General features: G+C 36.3%; 13 protein-coding genes and 1 pseudogene. 11 read left to right on the top strand and 3 right to left on the bottom strand.

Annotated elements, in window-relative coordinates; all coding sequences use genetic code 11:
- From V7266_RS26025 to V7266_RS25985, 9 genes are all read left to right on the top strand, one after another.
- A partial coding sequence (locus V7266_RS26025; protein ID WP_335472150.1) for a cache domain-containing sensor histidine kinase occupies nt 1–1768 on the top strand: 1768 nt, incomplete at its 5' end.
- Nucleotides 1769–3334 carry a response regulator gene (locus V7266_RS26020; RefSeq protein WP_335472149.1) on the top strand — a complete coding sequence of 522 codons (1566 nt, stop codon included), beginning with the start codon at nt 1769–1771 and terminating at the stop codon, nt 3332–3334. It begins immediately after the preceding gene.
- Between the two features lie 295 nt (nt 3335–3629).
- The gene (locus tag V7266_RS26015) at nt 3630–5165 is read left to right on the top strand and encodes an MFS transporter (protein ID WP_335472148.1); all 1536 of its coding nucleotides are present in this window, start codon (nt 3630–3632) and stop codon (nt 5163–5165) included.
- A 21-nt stretch (nt 5166–5186) separates the two neighbouring features.
- Nucleotides 5187–7595 carry a glycoside hydrolase family 31 protein gene (locus tag V7266_RS26010; protein ID WP_335472147.1) on the top strand — a complete coding sequence of 803 codons (2409 nt, stop codon included), beginning with the start codon at nt 5187–5189 and terminating at the stop codon, nt 7593–7595.
- Between the two features lie 160 nt (nt 7596–7755).
- The gene (locus tag V7266_RS26005) at nt 7756–9075 is read left to right on the top strand and encodes an ABC transporter substrate-binding protein (protein ID WP_335472146.1); all 1320 of its coding nucleotides are present in this window, start codon (nt 7756–7758) and stop codon (nt 9073–9075) included.
- Nucleotides 9076–9257: 182 nt separating this feature from the next.
- Nucleotides 9258–9812, top strand: a complete 555-nt coding sequence (locus V7266_RS26000) for a glycerol-3-phosphate responsive antiterminator (protein ID WP_335472145.1) — start codon at nt 9258–9260, stop codon at nt 9810–9812.
- A gap of 188 nt (nt 9813–10000) precedes the next feature.
- Nucleotides 10001–11491 carry a glycerol kinase GlpK gene (glpK, locus tag V7266_RS25995; protein ID WP_335472144.1) on the top strand — a complete coding sequence of 497 codons (1491 nt, stop codon included), beginning with the start codon at nt 10001–10003 and terminating at the stop codon, nt 11489–11491.
- A 164-nt stretch (nt 11492–11655) separates the two neighbouring features.
- A complete protein-coding gene (locus V7266_RS25990) occupies nt 11656–13347 on the top strand; it encodes a glycerol-3-phosphate dehydrogenase/oxidase (protein WP_335472143.1) in 1692 nt (563 codons plus the stop codon).
- A 64-nt stretch (nt 13348–13411) separates the two neighbouring features.
- Nucleotides 13412–14593: an ROK family transcriptional regulator gene (locus tag V7266_RS25985; RefSeq protein WP_335472142.1), complete on the top strand. Its 1182-nt coding sequence runs from the start codon at nt 13412–13414 to the stop codon at nt 14591–14593.
- Nucleotides 14594–15013: 420 nt separating this feature from the next.
- Here the strand turns inward: V7266_RS25985 and V7266_RS25980 are convergent, their stop codons facing one another.
- From V7266_RS25980 to V7266_RS25975, 3 genes and pseudogenes are all read right to left on the bottom strand, one after another.
- Nucleotides 15014–16216 (bottom strand): MFS transporter, encoded by a 1203-nt coding sequence (locus V7266_RS25980; protein WP_335472141.1) that lies wholly within the window; start codon nt 16214–16216, stop codon nt 15014–15016.
- 53 nt (nt 16217–16269) lie between these two features.
- Nucleotides 16270–16377 (bottom strand): annotated as a pseudogene (locus V7266_RS30890) (ROK family transcriptional regulator); the annotation flags it as partial.
- A gap of 1 nt (nt 16378) precedes the next feature.
- Complete coding sequence (locus V7266_RS25975; protein ID WP_335472140.1) at nt 16379–17278, bottom strand: LysR family transcriptional regulator; 900 nt, start codon at nt 17276–17278, stop codon at nt 16379–16381.
- A gap of 266 nt (nt 17279–17544) precedes the next feature.
- Here V7266_RS25975 and V7266_RS25970 point away from each other — a divergent pair, with 266 nt between their 5' ends.
- A complete protein-coding gene (locus V7266_RS25970; RefSeq protein WP_335472139.1) occupies nt 17545–18597 on the top strand; it encodes a quercetin 2,3-dioxygenase in 1053 nt (350 codons plus the stop codon).
- A 2-nt stretch (nt 18598–18599) separates the two neighbouring features.
- Nucleotides 18600–19550: an alpha/beta hydrolase gene (locus tag V7266_RS25965; RefSeq protein ID WP_335472138.1), complete on the top strand. Its 951-nt coding sequence runs from the start codon at nt 18600–18602 to the stop codon at nt 19548–19550.
- The last annotated feature ends 207 nt before the right edge of the window (nt 19551–19757 follow it).

Genomic DNA, 19757 nt, shown 5'->3' with positions numbered 1-19757 from the left:
GTGTAGGAGTATGAAGTATAAACGTTTCTTAAGATTTCGCCATTTGAAAAATCAATTGTTATTCCAGAATGCTTTAAGTATCAGTCTAATAATTGGGTTAACTGCGATTATTACCTATACGATTGCTATAAAGATCCAGATTAAAGAGGCAATTAGATACAATACCGTTATGGTCATACAAGTTAGTAAAAGTATAGATAATATGGTGGAATCCTTTAATCGTGTGATGGATGGTGTAACTTTCAACAATGATGTACAAGGGATATTGCCAGCTGCATACGAAAGTAGTAAAGAAAAAAATCTCTTAAATAAAAATTTATTATCCAAAGTAACGGATGAAACTATCATGTTCAATGAAGTCGATCTTGTCTATCTTTATGACACTGAAGGAGTAAGAGTGAATATAAGAAGAAGTGTAAATAACAATAACTATGAATTTTTTAATAAATTACGTCCTGATATCTATGACCCAAGTGGAAAAGTTACTTGGAGCGTTAAGAATTCTGTGATTACAGCTAATCGGATGATTTACGATATACACTCTTATAAAATGAAAGCTATTGGTTATCTAACAATGTCTATGGACAAAACATATTTAAAAGAGCGGATTCAGAAATTTGATCCAACTGATGAAAGACATATCGTTATACTGGATAAAGAAAATCATGTGGTTGTTTCGAATTCAAATGATAAGGAATTAAGTGCCGTTACATCATGGCTGTCAAATTCAAATAAACATATAGCTAATTCTGATGAATTAATAGAAATCCCGGGTTCTGGGAAAATGATTGTAAACAATTATCAATCTGAACTAACTGGGTGGAAAATCATTTCTTTAATAAGTTTGAATGAGATTTCGGAAGGACCTGAACTTATTGGCAAGACTGTCTTTTTAATTGGAATAGTAGCCATCATCATTGGCATTATTATCATTTGGATTAGCACCAATTATATTGTCAGACCATTAAACAAATTAAGTTTGGTGATGGATGAGGTTGAAAAAGATAACTTCAATGTGCAGCTTCAAATCGACCGCTCGGATGAGCTTGGAAGAGTTGGCGAAAGTTTTAATAGAATGATGAATAAAATTAACAACTTGATTTCGGACATCTATCAGAAGGATATAAATGAAAAAGATGCGCAGCTAAGAGCACTTCGAGCCCAAATAAATCCACATTTTCTTTATAATACCCTGGACACAATCAATTGGATGGCACAATTTGGGAAATCAGAAGAAGTTAGTAAAATGACAACCTCCTTAAGCAGACTGTTGAAAAAGAGTATAACCAAAAATGGGGAGTTTATTAGACTTGAAGAAGAGATGAATTATATTGATGATTATATGACGATTCAAAAAATTAGGTTTCAAGACAAAATTCATTATTCCGTTCATATTGAGCCGGATGCTAAAAATTGTTTAGTACCAAAACTGATTCTGCAGCCAATCGTTGAAAATGCCATGATTCATGGAATAGAAAAGAAAATAGGAAACGGATATTTATTTATCAATGGGAAAATTAAAAATAACAAATTACACATAGAAGTTTTAGATAATGGAGTAGGTATGGATGAAAATACAGTCGCCTCACTTTCTGAGGGAAGATACGTAAATCTTGATGAAAACAGAGGAACAGGAAATGGGATTTTAAATGTTCAAAACCGGATTCAATTATTATTTGGTGATGATAATGGTATAAAGATTGAAAGTAATATTAACGTCGGAACCTCGTTTGAGCTAACTTTACCGATAAACAAGGAGGGCGACTAAATGTTGAAAGTACTTATTATTGATGATGAACCATTTATTAGTAAAGGATTATCTGAAAAAATCGATTGGCCAGGCCTAGGTTGCGAAATTTGTGGAATGGCATCGAATGGCTACGAAGGAAAAAAACTTATTAATGAACTTAAGCCAGATATCGTAGTGTCTGATATTGTTATGCCTGGTCATACAGGACTAGAATTAGCTGAGTTTGTTCATCAAAATCATAAGGATATCCTAATGATTCTCTTATCAGGTTATGATGAGTTTACTTTTGCCAAAGAAGCCTTTAAATATGGTGTTTTTGATTATTTACTTAAACCAACAGTTGTAGATGAAGTAATGATTGTAATTAATAATGCAGTAAAGACCATTGAACAAAAAAGAGATAAAGAGAAAAACTATGAATATTTGGAAAATGCTCTTCACGAGAGTATACCGATTATAGAACAATCATTATTATATGAATTGACTGTAAAAGGTATAGTACCGACACAAAATATAAAACAAAGCATCGATCTGACGCCTGGAAAAGGTGCCGTGATAACAATAGAAATATCTAATGATTCACAAAATAAACTCTCCTTTGATATTATTGCAAAATCAATCAAGGACTTATTACTAACAAAAAATATGGAGATAAGATTTGTAACCCATGGTCAACAACTTCTGGTATTACCTTCTTTTTCACTATTGATGCCAGATAAAGCGGTAGAAAGACGTTTATGGGATATTGCTGAAAATATTTTAGGTTATTTTCCTTTTGAGGATCGCATACATGTATCGATTGGTATTGGAGGAATGTATGCTTCTATCAATACTTTACACTCCTCTTATTTACAATCTATAAAAGCGTTAACACAGAGTTATTTTGTTGGGAAGGGTAAAATTCATATTTATGCTGACGCCAGCATCCAACATTGTAACAATAATTTCTCCGCCAATTTTTCGAGCTTTATTGAAAAGTTCGAAGAATGGGAACTTGAGAAAATTCAATTTGAAATTAAGGCGCTTTTCAAGGAACTAAAATACACATTTGATAGAGAGTTAGTATTAAATCTTTCCTTAGAGTTATTAATTAAACTAGGATTGATCGTTGCAAAATGGGATAAAAATTTTACGATGACCGTTGGGTATCAACAACTTGAAAAGTGTAAAACCTTTGATCAATTGCTTGAATTTATGAGCAAAACCTGTGTGAAGGTAAAAAAACATCTCTACGAAACGATGAATAAAAATAACATAGGTGTTGTGGAGCAGGCAAAACGTATTATTGAACAACATTATGCGAATCCAGATTTAAATGCACAGTTTATTGCAGAACAACTTGATGTTAGTGTTAGTTATTTAAGCCGGTCTTTTAAAAAGGATACGGGTGAAAATCTTAGTAATTTCTTAACGGACAAACGGATTCAGGTTGCACAAAAGCTCTTAGCTACTACTGATTTAAAAGCGAACGAAGTCTCAATAATGGTAGGTTTTCTTGATGCGAGATACTTTGGTCAAGTTTTTAAGAAGATCATGAGAACAACACCTTCTGAATATAAAAAATGCAAATCGCAACAGTCATAAATTCAAGCTTTCTCCTTGAGGGCCGTATCACATCAAATTCATGTGATGCGGCTTTTTTATATCCGCTAGTCAATATTTTCAACAACTACTTCAATAATTTCAACCTAACTCTTTCATGACAGTCAGGTAAAATAAAAACCAAGAAAGCACTTTCAAACATCTTTGTAAGGGATTCCATTCTGAGGAGGGAAAATGCAGCTAGAAAAATTATCCAAAACTTTTGAGCATCCAATAGATTGTTTGCTGGTGCTGGTAGTAAAGCCATAAATTTTATTAGAAGAGAGAAGGGGATTATATGAAGAAAAAAATTACCATACCTAGAGCCATTGGTTATGGGGTAACGGACATTATGGGTGGCGGAGCCTTCACCGTTATTGCCGCTTGGTTAATGTATTACTATACAACATTTGTAGGGTTAACTCCTGTTGAGGGGGCCTCAATTATTGCTATTGCTCGTTTTGTGGATGCTGTAGTGAGCTTATCTATCGGCAGTATAACCGATAACTTCTTTAAATTTAAATTGGGAAGGAAGTTTGGAAGACGCCGTTTCTTTCTATTAATTGGTTCACCGCTAATGGCCACCTATGTGTTACTATGGTTTACTGGAATGAATTATTGGTACTACCTAATTAGCTATTTATTATTTGAAATTGTTATGGCTTTAGTATTAATTCCATGGGAAACGCTTCCTTCCGAAATGACTAAAGATTTTAATGAAAGAACGAAATTATCCACAGCAAGAATGTTTATGTCTGGTACAGGTGTATTTTTAGCTACGTTTGTTCCTGGTCGTTTAATCGCTTACTTTGGTGAGGATAATGCGTATGCGTATTTCATCAATGCTGTATTTTTTGCCATACTTTTTGCGATTTGTATCTTTATCTCTTATAAAGTAACTTGGGAAAAGAAACTTACTCCTGAACAAGAAAGGGAATTAATTGCCCAATCTAACAAACCCAAAAGTTTTAAAGATACACTCAAAACTATTGCGGGTGTATTAAAAGAATATGGAACCACCTTAAAAATTAAAAGCTTTCGTAAACATTTAGCAATCTATTTATTATCCTTTACTGGCAAAGATGTCTTTAATGCTGTGTTTGTTTATTTCTGTGTATTTGCTCTAAGTATTTCATCATCACTAGCTGCTGACTTGCTATCACTAAGTATAATTGGGGTGCCTATTACACTGGTAGCTGGATTATTAATGATCAAAGTAGGACCTAGTAACCTTTACAAAATCTCTTATTCCCTAATGCTTATCTGTTTGGGAGCGTTTTATACAGTATATGTGACTAAGCCTGATTCAATTGTCACAATCCTGTTTATTATAGCCGCTTTTTATCAAGTTGGCAGAGCGATATTAGACTTTACTCCTTGGAATGTATTCCCGTTTATTCCGGATATTGATGAAATTGTCACCAGGCAAAGACGAGAAGGATTATTTGCAGCAGTAATGACATTCGCAAGAAAAACTTCAGTTGCACTGGCTACTTTCTGTGTCGGGCTTATCTTGCAATGGGGCGGTTTTGTTGCTGGACAAAAAACACAAACACCTGAAGCAGTTCATACCATTGTCTATACATTAGCCATTGGCTCTTCAGTACTTCTTATTGGTGCATTATTAGTTGTCTTCACCTTTAAATTAAATAAAGAAACTCATAAAATATTAGTGAATGAAATTGAGAGATTAAAAAATAACGGCTCAAAGCTTCAAGTTGATTCAAAAACAAAATCAGTCGTTGAAAATCTTACTGGATTTAAGTATGAGGATGTCTGGAAGGATAATAACGAAAGTAAAATAAATTCTGCTAAAGTTAAGTCAGCTCTTTAGAAAGTGTAAGGTGAAAAAATTATGTCAATCCGTGAAAAATACGTATTTAAGTTTATCAATGAAAACAATAATTGTTTATCTTTTAAATTAGATAATAGTGATTTTATTGCTAGAGTATTTGTTTTAGAGAATGATATTGTCCGTGTTTTGATGACAGAAGGTGAAAAGCTATCGCTGCCACGAACATGGTTAGTAGCACCAGGGATGGATGATGTCCCTATGGAAGGAAGACACCGTTTGGATGTTAGTCCATTTAGTCTGCCATCCTATGATTCTTTTGAAAAAGAAGAAGTATTTTATATTGAAACATCCACATTAAAAGTGGAAATTAATCTAAATGGATTCCATATACATTGGTATTATAAGAATGCTGAAACATCCGAGTATATTCATTTTATGAATGATCGAAAAACACAATCTTATAATTTTGATGGTTCGTTAGGTGAAGGGATCTTCCATTATATTGAGAGATCGCGAGAAGAAAGCTATTACGGTTTAGGGGAAAAGGCGGGCGAAACCGATCGCTATGGTAAGCGCTATCGCATGATGAATCTCGATCCCATGGGGTACGATGCCCAATATACTGATCCTTTATACAAACATATCCCGTTCTATATTACACGGAATGATAAGACAAACATTTCCTTTGGCTTATTTTACGATAACATGTCTAAGGCAGTATTTGATATGGGAAATGAAATGGATAATTATCATGGCTGGTATCGTTACTTCCAATCAGTAGCTGGGGATTTAGATTACTATATCATCGCCGGCCCTAAAGTGAAGGAAGTTACAAAAAAATTTACATGGTTGACAGGAAAACCTATTTTTCAGCCAAAATGGAGTCTAGGCTATTCAGGTTCTACCATGACGTATACAGATGAGCCAAAATCACAAGAAAGACTCAATGAATTCTTACAATTATGTGAAGAACATGATATTATCTGTGATTCATTCCAATTATCATCTGGATATACCTCTATTGGAGATAAGCGTTATGTGTTTAACTGGAATACAGATAAGTTCCCAGACCCAAAGGGGTTTTCAGAAGGGTATCATGAAAAGAATGTGAATCTATGTGCGAACATCAAGCCTTGCTTATTAAAAGACCACCCGTTATACAATGAATTAGAACAAAAAGGAATGTTTATCAACACAGGTGAAGGAAAAGAGCCAGAAAAAGCACAGTTTTGGGATGAAGTTGGAGCCTACTTGGATTTTACAAATAAAGAAACGTTTATGTGGTGGAAAAAGAAGGTAACAGAAACGTTACTAGAATATGGTATTGATTCTACTTGGAATGATAATAATGAATTCGAAATTTGGACGAAAGATGCCCAATGCAATGGATTTGGACAAGATGTAAATTTTGAACTTGTTCGTGCGTTACAACCATTATTAATGATGAAAGCTTCCTATGAGGCACAAAAGGAATTTTCACCAGAATTAAGACCCTATTTGATTTCTCGCTCTGGTTGTCCTGGAATGCAGCGATATGTTCAAACATGGACAGGTGATAATTATACGAGCTGGAAAACATTAAAATACAATATTAAAATGGCGATTGGTTTAAGCTTATCAGGTGTGTCTAATATCGGTCATGATATTGGTGGATTTTCCGGTCCTGCTCCATCACCAGAATTATTTGTTCGCTGGGTACAAAATGGAATTTTATATCCTAGATTTACCATTCATTCATGGAATGAAGACAAAACGGTCAATGTTCCATGGATGTATGAAGAGGTAGCAGATCAAATTGGAAAGCTTATAAAGTTTAGACATAGACTTACTCCATATTTGTATACCCTATTGTACAATTCACACAATACGTATGATCCAATTATTAGACCAACTTTTTACGAGTTCGATCAAGATAAAAAGACATTTGAAGAATGTGATGATTTTATGTTAGGAGATTCTATCTTAGTAACATCTGTAGTGGAAGAAGGAGAAACTGAACGAACAGTGTATTTACCTGAATGTGATGGCGGCTGGTACGATTATCATACATCGAATTGGTATGAGGGTGGTCAAAGAGTAACCATTCCAGCACCGTTAACATATGCACCGTTCCTAGTAAAAGCAGGCAGTATCATACCTGTGAATGATGCGGACTGTTCATTTATCACAAAAACAAATGATGCACGAGGATTTGAGTTGTTCCCTCACCAACAAACAGGTTCATCGGCTTATGTATTGTACGAGGATGATGGAATCTCTTCAAAATTCCAAGAAAATCATACTAAACTTCATGTTCACATGAATACAACAAGTGATCGATTGGAAGTGTTTTTAGAAAAAGAAGGAGTCTTCGAGTTACCATATAAGCAAATTACATTCCATTTGCCAAAAGGTGAAAATCGAGGGCTACTGGTTAACGGACTGCCATTACAACGAGTAGAGGATGGAAGTTTTGTTTACCAGCTATAAAATTAAGAGATTTTAGTCCTCATCATTAAAAAATATCCTATAGTATAGATATACATAAAAAGTCTAACTATAGGGTATTTTTTTTGTATAATGAAGAAAGGGATTTTATGAAATTCACTCCCCGAATGAAGTATCGTCATAGAAAGGGCAGTATCAATTAATGAAAAAAGTATTGAAAACGATTTCTCTTTTTTTTATTGCTTCCATTTTATTATTTACAGTATCATCCTGTTCTGCCAACCCGAGTCCAAAAGAAATAATGGGTTCAGACGGTGAAAAGAAGGTTACCTTGGATTTCCTTTGGTTTAGTGACGGTGTTGAGGGAAAGGTAATGAAAGAGATTATCAAGGATTATCAAGCAAAAAATAAAAATGTTGAAATTAATTTAATAGAAGTAGCTTATCAAGATTTAGATACAAAATTAAAAAGAATGATTGCTGGAGGGGAGCCTCCAGCATTAGCACGTATAACTGATACTGGGAATTTTGCGGATTATGCCTTAGATCTTACACCATATGTGGGGGGAGAGGAGGAATTTACTTCTCAATTCCTGCCAGCAATTAAACCGTACTATGTAAAAGATAATAAAATTATTGCGACACCTATGGATGTTACTGCAAACGGCATCATTTATAACAAAACATTGTTTGATAAAGCAGGAGTTCAGGTTCCTCAATCTCCTAACGAAGTATGGACTTGGGATGAATTTGTGAACGCTCTTAAAGTGGTAAAAGAAAAAGGCGGAGCAAAATACGGACTGTTAGTTGATTTTACACCTCGAAGATATTCAACTTTAGTCTATCAATTTGGCGGAAGCCTTATGACAGAAGATGGTTCTGCACCAGCAATCAATAATGAAAAAGGCGTAGCAGCATTAGATTATTTTATCCAACTTCATAAAGAAGGAATTATCCCTGAATCTGTTTGGTTGGGCGCAGAAGATCCAATTAAACTTTTCCGCGCAGGACAGGCCGCTGCACACTTAGCCGGAAACTGGATGTTAAGCAACTATAAGGATATTGACAACTTTGAGTGGGGGGTAACCTATCTTCCTAAAAAAGAGATTCGTTCAACTGTACCAGGCGGGAAATATATCATGGGCTTCAAAAATACAGGAGTAGAAGATGAAACAGCTGAGTTTATTAAATATCTAGCATCAAAGGAAGTTAATGCTAAATTCAATCAAGAGTCTCTATTCTTAAGTGCAAGATTAGATAACAATGAATTAGACTATGAGTTTGGAAAAGATATGTTTAAAATATTTTCAAATGAATTAGAAAATACTCCACTTATCGCAGCGGAAGATTGGAGAAATCAAGAGGTCATTTCCCAGGTTTCCTCTGATATGAGAGACTCAATTGTGAAAGCTCTAAATGGGGAAGTAACCTCACAAGAAGCAATGGATGCAGTGGCAGAAAAAATTCATGAAGCTATTGAGGGAAGTCACTCTAATCAGATTGAAAAGAGCAATGAGAAATGAGTTGCCTTATGACCACTGTTTTTCAAATTCCATCATCTATTAAAGATTACGCACCCTGGAACCATTTTTATTTATTTTAATACACCAAAAGGAGCTTGAGTCGTAGACACAGGTTCCTTTTGGTGTATTATAATCGTTTTATGACCAAAAAAAATAAGAACAGCGATGAAAGGATTAATGTTATGAACCAGAAAATCGTCCCTGCATCTTCAAATATGAAGGAATTCGAATCCTTTTTGAGAAGTCCTTACGAAATTGGTGTATTTTTAGATATGCATATTGCTCAGTTAAAACATATTAATAAGATGGCTAAGGAAAAAGGAAAAAAAATGATTTACCATGTGGACTTAATCCACGGCATAAAAAATGATGAATATGCCACTGAGTATATTTGTCAAGAATTCAAGCCGTACGGCTTAATCTCAACTAAATCTAGTGTAATTCAAAAGGCAAAGCAAAAAGGTGTAATTGCTATACAGAGAATTTTCTTAATCGATAGTCATGCTCTTGAAAAAAGCTATAAATTAATTGCAAAAACCCAACCGGATTATATTGAAGTCCTGCCTGGAGCCATGCCGAAGATTATTGCGGAAGTTAAAGAGAGTGTAGGAACACCCATCTTAGCTGGAGGGTTAATTCGAACTTCCGAAGATGTAAATGCGGCATTAATGGCAGGAGCTACAGCAATAACCACTTCAAAACGAGAGTTATGGGAGGTTTTCTTAAAAAACAATTAAAACAACATACTAATGTTAAAAAAGTTGTTGACATCGTTTTCATAGAATTGTATAATTTGCTCAACAAGTTAAAATTTTGTGACGGAGATTAGGAGATTCACGCAGAAACCCATTTTGTGGTTATTTCTGATGAGTGAGTCTCTTTTTTTGTATCCATATAAGATGATATTTTTTGGAGGAAATTACTAGTGGAAAAATACATATTATCTTTAGACCAGGGAACAACTAGTTCCCGTGCAATTATTTTTAATAAAAATGGGGAAGTTGTTCATACAGCACAAAAGGAATTCACGCAATACTTTCCAAAGCCAGGCTGGGTCGAACACAATCCTAATGAAATTTGGGGTTCTATTCTTTCAGTTGTTGCCGAAGTTTTATCAGAATCCGAAATTAAACCTGAACAAATTGCAGGGATTGGGATTACTAATCAGCGCGAAACAGCTGTAGTCTGGGACAAAGAAACAGGCCATCCAATTTATAATGCCATTGTTTGGCAATCAAGACAAACAAGTGAGATTTGTGAAGAGTTGAAAGAAAAAGGTTATAATGACCTATTTCGTAACAAATCTGGATTGTTAATTGATCCTTACTTTTCAGGAACAAAGGTAAAATGGATCCTGGATCATGTTGAAGGGGCACGTGAAAAAGCGGATCAAGGAAAATTATTATTTGGTACGATTGATACTTGGTTGGTCTGGAAACTATCCGGAGGCCGAGCGCATGTAACTGATTATTCTAATGCTTCACGAACCTTAATGTTCAACATCTATGAATTAAATTGGGATGATGAATTATTGGATATTTTAGGTGTGCCTAAATCCATGCTGCCAGAGGTTAGACCATCATCAGAAATTTATGGGAAAACGGTTGATTATCACTTTTTTGGGAACGAGATTCCAATATCAGGGGTTGCCGGTGACCAGCAGGCTGCATTGTTCGGACAAGCGTGCTTCGAGGAAGGAATGGCCAAAAACACTTATGGTACCGGCTGCTTTATGTTAAAGAATACTGGTGAGAAAGCTGTGCGCTCTGAGCATGGATTATTAACCACTATAGCATGGGGGCTGAATGGAAAAGTAGAATACGCACTTGAGGGAAGTATTTTTGTGGCGGGTTCTGCTATTCAGTGGCTTCGTGATGGATTAAGAATGTTCAAAGATGCTAAGGATAGTGAAGCATATGCAGCAAAAGTCGTTTCCAACGATGGAGTCTATGTGGTTCCAGCTTTTGTAGGCTTAGGAACGCCTTATTGGGATAGTGATGTACGGGGCGCCGTTTTTGGTTTAACCCGGGGGACATCTAAGGAACATTTCATTCGCGCTACGTTAGAATCTCTTGCATACCAAACAAAAGATGTATTATCTGCCATGGAAGCAGATTCTGGAATAGAACTAAAAACGCTCCGTGTTGACGGCGGGGCGGTGAAAAATAATTTCCTAATGGAGTTCCAAAGTGATATTTTAGATGTTCCAGTAGAAAGACCAGTTGTAAATGAAACTACCGCATTAGGAGCAGCATATTTAGCAGGACTTGCTGTTGGCTTCTGGGAAAGTCAGGAGGAAATTGCCAAGCAATGGGCGGTTGATAGGACGTTTTCACCAAAGATGCCTACTGAAGATCGGAATAGATTATATAACGGTTGGAAAAAAGCAGTGAATGCAACAATGGCTTTTAAATAATTACTTTCAATTTTCTTACTTTATGTTATACTAAAAACAAGTTAATAATTGGTAGGAGAAGTCGGAGAGACCACAAAAACATTATCATTTTGATAATGTCTTTTGTGGTCTCTTTTTATTTAATCTAAAAAAATAAATTATTATCCAATCTGGAGGAGTACATAATGAAATTTTCAAACCTAAATCGAACTGAGTTTGTTAACAAATTTAAAACAGAAGTTTTTGATGTGTTAGTAATTGGCGGAGGAATCACTGGAGCTGGTATTGCCCTTGATTCACAAACCCGAGGAATGAGTACGGCTCTTGTTGAAATGCAAGATTTCGCTGCTGGGACTTCAAGCAGGTCGACAAAATTAGTTCACGGCGGGCTTAGATATTTAAAACAATTTGAAGTTAAAATGGTGGCAGAGGTTGGGAAGGAGAGGGCTATTGTTTATGAAAATGGACCACATGTGACAACGCCTGAATGGATGTTATTACCTCTTCATAAGGGTGGTACATTTGGTAAATTTAGCACATCAATCGGTCTACGTGTATACGATTTCTTAGCTGGTGTTAAAAAGTCTGAACGGAGAAAAATGCTATCCTCACAGTCAACATTAGCGAAAGAGCCACTTATAAAAAAATCTGGTTTAAAGGGTGGCGGTTATTATGTTGAATACCGCACAGATGATGCAAGGCTGACCATTGAGGTTATGAAGGCGGCGGTGGAAAAAGGGGCAATTGCTTGTAATTATACAAAAGTATCAAAGCTTCTTTATGAAAATGGCAAGGTAATTGGTGCCTTGGTTCAAGATCAATTAACAGGAGAGTGGTATGAAATACATGCCAAAAAGGTTGTTAATGCTGCCGGACCATGGGTAGATCAAATTCGTGAAATGGATCAATCCAAAAAAGGGAAATTCCTACAGCTTTCAAAAGGGGTTCACTTAGTGATTGACCAGTCCCGTTTTCCTTTGAAACAAGCCATCTATTTTGATACACCAGACGGCCGAATGGTGTTTGCCATCCCTCGTGACGGAAAGGCCTATGTCGGAACAACAGATACCTTCTATAAGGAGGATGCCGTAAACCCTTCTATGACAGAAAGTGATCGTAGTTATATCTTAAATGCGATTAATTATATGTTCCCCGAAGTGAAAATAAGTGAAAAAGATGTTGAATCGAGCTGGGCAGGTGTACGACCTCTTATCTATGAGGAAGGAAAGAATGCATCAGAAATTTCACGAAAAGATGAGATTTGGGAGTCGAATTCGGGGTTAATCACCATTGCAGGCGGTAAATTAACAGGCTACCGAAAAATGGCTGAAATGGTGGTTAATTTATTGTCTGAGAAATTAAAATCAGAAATGGGGAGAAGTTTTAAATCGTGTCAAACGAAGTATCTCCCAATATCAGGTGGAGATGTTGGAGGTTCGAAACAATATCCTTCTTTTATTACTACAACAGTTAAACGGGGTATGGAAATTGGTCTTACCAAAGATGAGGCTGAAACATTAGTGAAAATATATGGATCCAATAGTACCACAGTGTTTGAATTGTTGAAAAATAATATGTCTGATGCAAATAAATATCAATTACCGACAGTGTTATTTGCAAAATTACTTTATGCCATTGAACATGAAATGATTGCTACACCTATTGATTTCTTAAACCGCCGTACAGGAGCCATCTTATTTGATATACAAACCGTAAGAGAATGGAATAAGCAAGTAATTGCTTATTTAGCTGATAGGTTAAATTGGTCTGGTCAAGAGAAAAGCGAATATTCATCTTCTGTGGATGAGGCATTAAAAGCTGCTGTCATTCCTGCTGATCAACCAAAATCTTACCAAAAAGCTGCAAACGGTAATTAACTTTAATTGTGGATCTGCATAACGGTATTTTTGCATAAATTAATTGAATAGTAGGGTGAGCCGTATGGAACTTGGTGTTGCTACTTATCTTAAGAAGATAAATAAAAGTCTGATTTTAAGCAAAATCATTAAACATGAAATGATTTCAAGAGCTGAACTATCAAATATTACAAAATTGACAAAGGCAACAATTTCTGCACAGGTGGCGGACCTTATAGAGGATGGGTTAATTATAGAAACATTTCAAGAGTATAACAGTGTTGGTAGAAAGCCAATTATGCTTTCACTTAATCAACATGCAGGTTATGCTTTAGGAATTGATCTAGATTATCGGGATATTACATTTACTATATGTGATTTAAAAGGGCAACCAGTTCATACTGATAATGTAAAATTGGAAAATTCAAACTATGATGAGATTCTTCATATTTTAGTCACCCAAACTAGAGGATACCAAGCAAGATTTTCTCATAGTCGTTTTGGAATTGTTGGTGTTGTCATTGGAGTTCACGGAACTGTAAAGAATGACGAAACCGTCTCTTTTGTTCCACATCATAAGTGGTATTACAAGGATTTAAAGAGTGACCTTGAGAAACATTTAAACACAGTGGTTTATGTTGAAAATAATGCAAATTTATGTGCATTTGCAGAAAAAGTATTTAATTTTCATCAAAGTATGAGCTTGATTAGTATTAGTATGTATTCGGGTATAGGTATAGGATTTTTAATCAACGGAGAACTGGTAAAAGGGTATCATGGTTACGCAGGGGAAATGGGTCACATGATTATTAATCCTAATGGAAAACCTTGTAATTGTGGCAATTTTGGTTGTTGGGAGTTATATGCTTCGGAAGTAAGCTTTATTAATGAATTATCTAAAAAATTAAATAAATCAAAATTGACTTACGACGATATCGAAAATCTTCTTATTGCGAGAAACCTAGCAGTAATAGATCAGATTGATGAATTTATAAAGTACATATCTATCGGACTTAACAATATTATTAATATTCTAAATCCTGAAACACTAGTTTTAAATAGTGAGTTATTAAATTTGTTTCCTGAAGCAATGAGTTTAATCAAATCAAACTTAAAAGGCTCGATTAGCAATTATAAAGAAATATTCATATCAGATTTTGGAACAAATGCATGTGTAATGGGTGCTTGTGCCCTAGCTATAAAGAACTTTTTAGAAATACCGGAATTAAGTTTATCAATTATGCAGGATGAGTTTATAATCCATTAATTGAAAAGAGATTTTTTATAATGTGATTTTTTCTACAAGCTAAATGGAATAATTAAAGATAAGGCCGTTAACAAGATTATTCTTGTGCGGCTTTTTCAAATATAGACTCGATCGAACGAATTGAGGGTCTCCAGAACATGAAAGTGAACTTCTTGAAAAGATGTTATTTAATACACAGAAATACTTAGAAGGTTGGAATATAGAACAAACCCTTTCTATTTGATAAGAAAAAGCCCTATTTTAGTTAAAGTACTTTGTCAAACTTAAAAAGTTGAAAACAAAAGGGCCACAAATATTGTGGTCCTTAATTAATTATTTCTCAATCCAGGCTGCTTCCAAAGTCACAACATATGGTGACTCATAAAACGGAAAAATTTTTGGTTAATCCTTTTTACGTGATTATAGTTATGATTTAAATTATTAAATTGTAGTCGAACTTGTATTTTTCCTTTTCAGTAAGCTATTTAATTTCTCTGAACTTAAAAGCATTACTGCAGCAAAAATAACAATACATATTGGGAAGATACCTATTGTTGAACGAGATGCAATGAAACCAAGAAGAGGTGGCATAATGGTACTGCCTGTATAGGCAACAGCCATTTGATAACCCATAATCGTTTGGGAATGCTTCTTTCCAAAGCGTGTAGGTGTTTCATGCAACATACACGGAAATATCGGTGCTAATCCCAATCCAATCATAATAAAGCCTACAAGCGAGAAAATGGACGGCAATGGGAGGAATAGAAGTGCAGCACCGACTAAAGTGATTATTTGCCCCGTCCGAATCAGAATAACATTACTAATTTTAAAAGTAATAAAACCTGTAATCAATCTACCAATCGTTATTCCTGCGTAATAAAACGAAACCCATTGTGCTGCAAGTGCAACGTGTAACTCCTTAACATTTACCAAAAAGCTACTTCCCCATAGCCCCACTGTCGATTCAACCCCACAATAAAACAAGAAAGAGACAAGAGCCAATTTTACTCCTTTAATTTGTAAAGGTTTTACATCATCGAAAGATGCGCGTTTTGAATCTTCCAGATGTTCAATTAAGTCGATATTGCTGTTTTTTGTTACTTTGTTCCATAGGGGCAAAGCGAAGAAAAGGATGATTACTAACGCGAACTGTATTCCGGAAATAGTAAAATACCCGTTTCTCCAAGAACTTTGTCCCGAAATAAACTGAGCCATAATGATCGGACCAAATGTAGCTCCGACTCCCCAGAAACAATGTAACCAACTCATATGGTGTGCTTTATAATGTGTAGCAACATAATCATTTAATCCGGCATCGATAGCCCCTGCACCTAATCCAAGTGGTATGGCACACACAAATAACCAAACAATTGATGGAGCCAAATGAAATCCCAGCAAAGCAACGGCTGTCATTAAGACGCTGACAAATGTGACCTTGCCAGTCCCGAACTTTTTAAGTACTTTTCCGCTAACTAAACTAGAAATAATGGTACCTCCAGCAATCGTCATAAAAAGGAATCCAGCAGTATCAAGAGGGGCCCCTAAATCCGATTGCATGACAGGCCACGCTACCCCCAATAATGAATCAGGCAGCCCTAAGCTTATAAAAGCCATATAAATGATGACTAAAAGGAATGTTGTCAAAGCTAAACCTCACATTTAATTATTTAATGGTCAAGTGAGAATTCCAATTTGTTTTACTTGCATGTTCCATTCAACATAAGATCAAGTCCAAGACTTTGTAAGCCGTGTAAATAATCTTGTTTCCAATCACTTATTGTAAGTTCTGGAAGATGTTCTGACGGGTCATGTTAAGTCATTCATTTCGGATAAAACATTTAAAAAAAGTGAAATTGACGGATTCAAATTATTTTTCTTCCACGCCATAACAAGTTCAAAATCGTGTCCCTCCAGTCCGTCAATTTCGATAAAACGAAGCGATGGACTTGATATATCTTCGAAACTTTTGGGAAGAATCGAAATACCGATTTCAGATTCAACAAGTAATGGAACAGTATCGACAAATCGAGGTTGACTCACTATTCTCGGAGTCAGCCCATTTTGTTCACATAAATGGACGATAAAATCATAAGAACCAACAGGTGAATCTTGACGGTTATGAATAATGAATGGCTCTGTAGCAAGTTCAGCAAGCCTAACTGTTTTTTTGTTAGCAAAAGGGTGATTCTGATGAATGACAATACAATATTTCTCTTTTGCAACGGTTTGAATTTCAATCTCTTCTATTCTATGTAACCCAGTCGGCTGTGTAAAAGCGATGTCCAATTCTCCTTCTTCCAACGCTTCCTTTAGCATCTTACTAGGGAAATGGTTCAGATGCAGCTCTACCTTCGGATAGAGTTCACGGAATCGTTTGATAACCTCTGGTAGAAAACTACGAACATGCACACTCAAGAATCCAATCGAAAGACGGCCTATCACACCTGCATCCGTTTGTTTTGCTTTTTCGATGGCACCCGATGTTTTTTCTACAATCTCCATTGCTTCTTTTAAAAAGACCGCCCCAGCAGGTGTAAGCTGAACAGAGCGTTTATTTCGAACAAATAGTTTCACTCCAACTTGTTCTTCCAAATCGGCAATTTGATGGCTGATCGCAGATTGAGCGACATAGAGTTGGTTGGCTGCTTTTGTAAAATTTAAATGCTCGGCTACGGTAATAAAATAGCGCAATTGTCGAATATCCATAGGGTCCTCACTTGTCATTTATTTACTGCTATTTTATCATAATAAGTATGAAGTAGTCGAAATTATGCGAGTTTTCTTGTATTTACACAATGTAGAAACTAGTATTCAACCACAAGAATACATCTCTTAATCTGCCAAACCCAACAAATAATACGAAAATGGGATTACAGAAATCGAATACGTATATTTCCAATTTTTCTTCATTCGTATTATGGTTATTTTGAAAGCGCTTAATCGCGTAAAGGAATTTGATAGGGAGTGGTTAGATGGTTCTAAAAGTCATTGGCAAGTTACCTAATAAGAAGAAACCATATTTTATTAAAAATGGAGAAGGAGAGCGATATCTTTTCGGTACCCAGGTTGCCTCCATTGTTGCTACAACGGAGAGCACTGGTGATATGATGGAGATCGTTCAATTATGGGGAGGAAAAGGCGACAGTTTCCCGGCACATGTTCATGAGCAAGCTCATGAGGGTATAGTGGTGTTAGACGGCAGACTTGAAGTAGAACTTAATGGGCAATTGTATTTATTAACTGCAGGTGACTATATAAGTATTCCCGCGGGAACTGTCCATGCCTATCGGATGCAAAGCCATCGAACACGCTTCTATTCTTTCACTATTAACGGTCATGTTGCAAGGATATATTCTCTAATTGGAGAGCCATTTACTAAGTTTGAACGCCCTCCAGTTTCTATGAACCTCTTAAACCAGGATACTTTTAACCAAATACCTGCTGATATTGATATCAAATTGGTCACTAGTCATCCAACTGCTGGCTTGCCAGAATTGGCTAAAGGCTCTGCCATTCCGCAGGAAGTTCAACCGTATGTACTGGAATCAGGGGAAGGAGTCCATCTTCTTAGCGGTGATACCGTTCATACACTCTTAACAACAAAAGAGGCAACAAACAGCCAATTTCTTGTCCTCGTTTCCGAAGGACCAAAAGGACAAGCCATTGGTGAGCACGCTCATGAATTGACCAACGAAACATTTATGTGTTTACAAGGGGAAATGACACTATGGGTCGATGGCGAGGAATTGCACCTATTACCAGGGGATTTTGCCTATGTACCAGCAAATACACCTCATCGCTTCCGTTGTGATGCCCACTATACCAAGTTTTTTGGATTATTGACTCCAGGAGAATTTGAAGACTTTTTCCGTATCCTTGGAGATCCATATGAACATCCAATCTTCCCTAGTGAGCCGGCACCCTATCGTTTTGACCGAGTAATTCAGCGTATTCATGAGCTCGATTTAAAATTATTAGGCAAGCCTCCAGGTCCTCCACCAACTGAAGTGGAAGAGGTTCATTAAAGATGAGTAATCGTTATGAAGTAAGGGTCCTAACGGATCTTGAATTTGCCTCACCAAATGGGAAATCATTACTTCTGGATCTTTATTTGCCTATTGGGGCAGAAGGGCCAGTGCCAGTGATTGTCTGGCTCCACGGCGGCGGTTGGCGAATTGGGGATAGAAAGTTAGGACCGGATTTTAAAGTTAGATTTGCTGAAAGTGGATATGCCATGGCAAGCATTGAATATCGGTTAAGCGGTGAAGAAATTTTTCCTGCGCAAATTCATGATGTAAAAGCAGCAATTCGTTGGCTCCGTTCGGCTGCTAACGAGTATGGTCTTGATAGCCAACATATTGGCCTCTGGGGGTCATCAGCTGGAGGACATTTGGCTGCGCTTGCCGGTACCACAGGTTCAGGCAGACTCGAAGATTTGGAGTTAGGGAATTGGGAATATTTTAGTGACGTACAAGCAGTGGTTGACGGGTATGGTCCTACAGATTTCTTGCAGATGGAAGAATCCAATAATTTAACGGCTGCTTCTTCTGATGATCCGGAATCCAATCTTCTTAATTCCGTACAGCACCATACTGACCCAGATTCTCGAGAGTCACAATTGCTGGGAGCACCCATTCAAACAGTTCCACATCTTGTCCGTGAGGCGAATCCAATCACCTATATTGATGAAAATGTCCCTCCATTTCTTATTTTGCACGGGTTGAGTGACACGGTTGTACCAGTTCATCAAAGTGAGCTGCTTTATCAAGCACTGATGGAACAGGGGAGTGAGGCGGCGCTGTGTTTGATTGAAGGAATGGGGCATGCATTTTTTAATAAAAATGATTTGGATGAACAGCCTCTAGAAGTTACCCTTCGTAAGACTGAAGCAGGGGAACCTGAACAGATAGAGTCTAGTAAAATAAGAATATTTAAGTTAGTAGAGTCCTTTTTTCGAAAGCATCTCTTTGAAAATTGACCTACTGGCGAACTTAAGACTCCGTTTTAACGGGGTATTTTTTTTTTGAGTTATAAGAATAGTTTTGTTTTCTTTTCCCTGAGACGGATGGTGACAGTCATTTTAATTAGGAGTGAGTAAATTCGTCCTCATTTGTCGATGAAGGACAATTTATCAGAAACTCGAGGAGTTTTGTCATTCATTCGGTGGATGAAGGACACTTTAATC

Source organism: Neobacillus drentensis (genome assembly GCF_036965645.1).
In the GTDB taxonomy this organism is placed as follows: Bacteria; Bacillota; Bacilli; order Bacillales; family Cytobacillaceae; genus Neobacillus; species Neobacillus drentensis_D.
The sequence above is the reverse complement of the archived record's forward strand: the minus strand, read 5'-3'. Positions and strand labels throughout refer to the sequence as shown.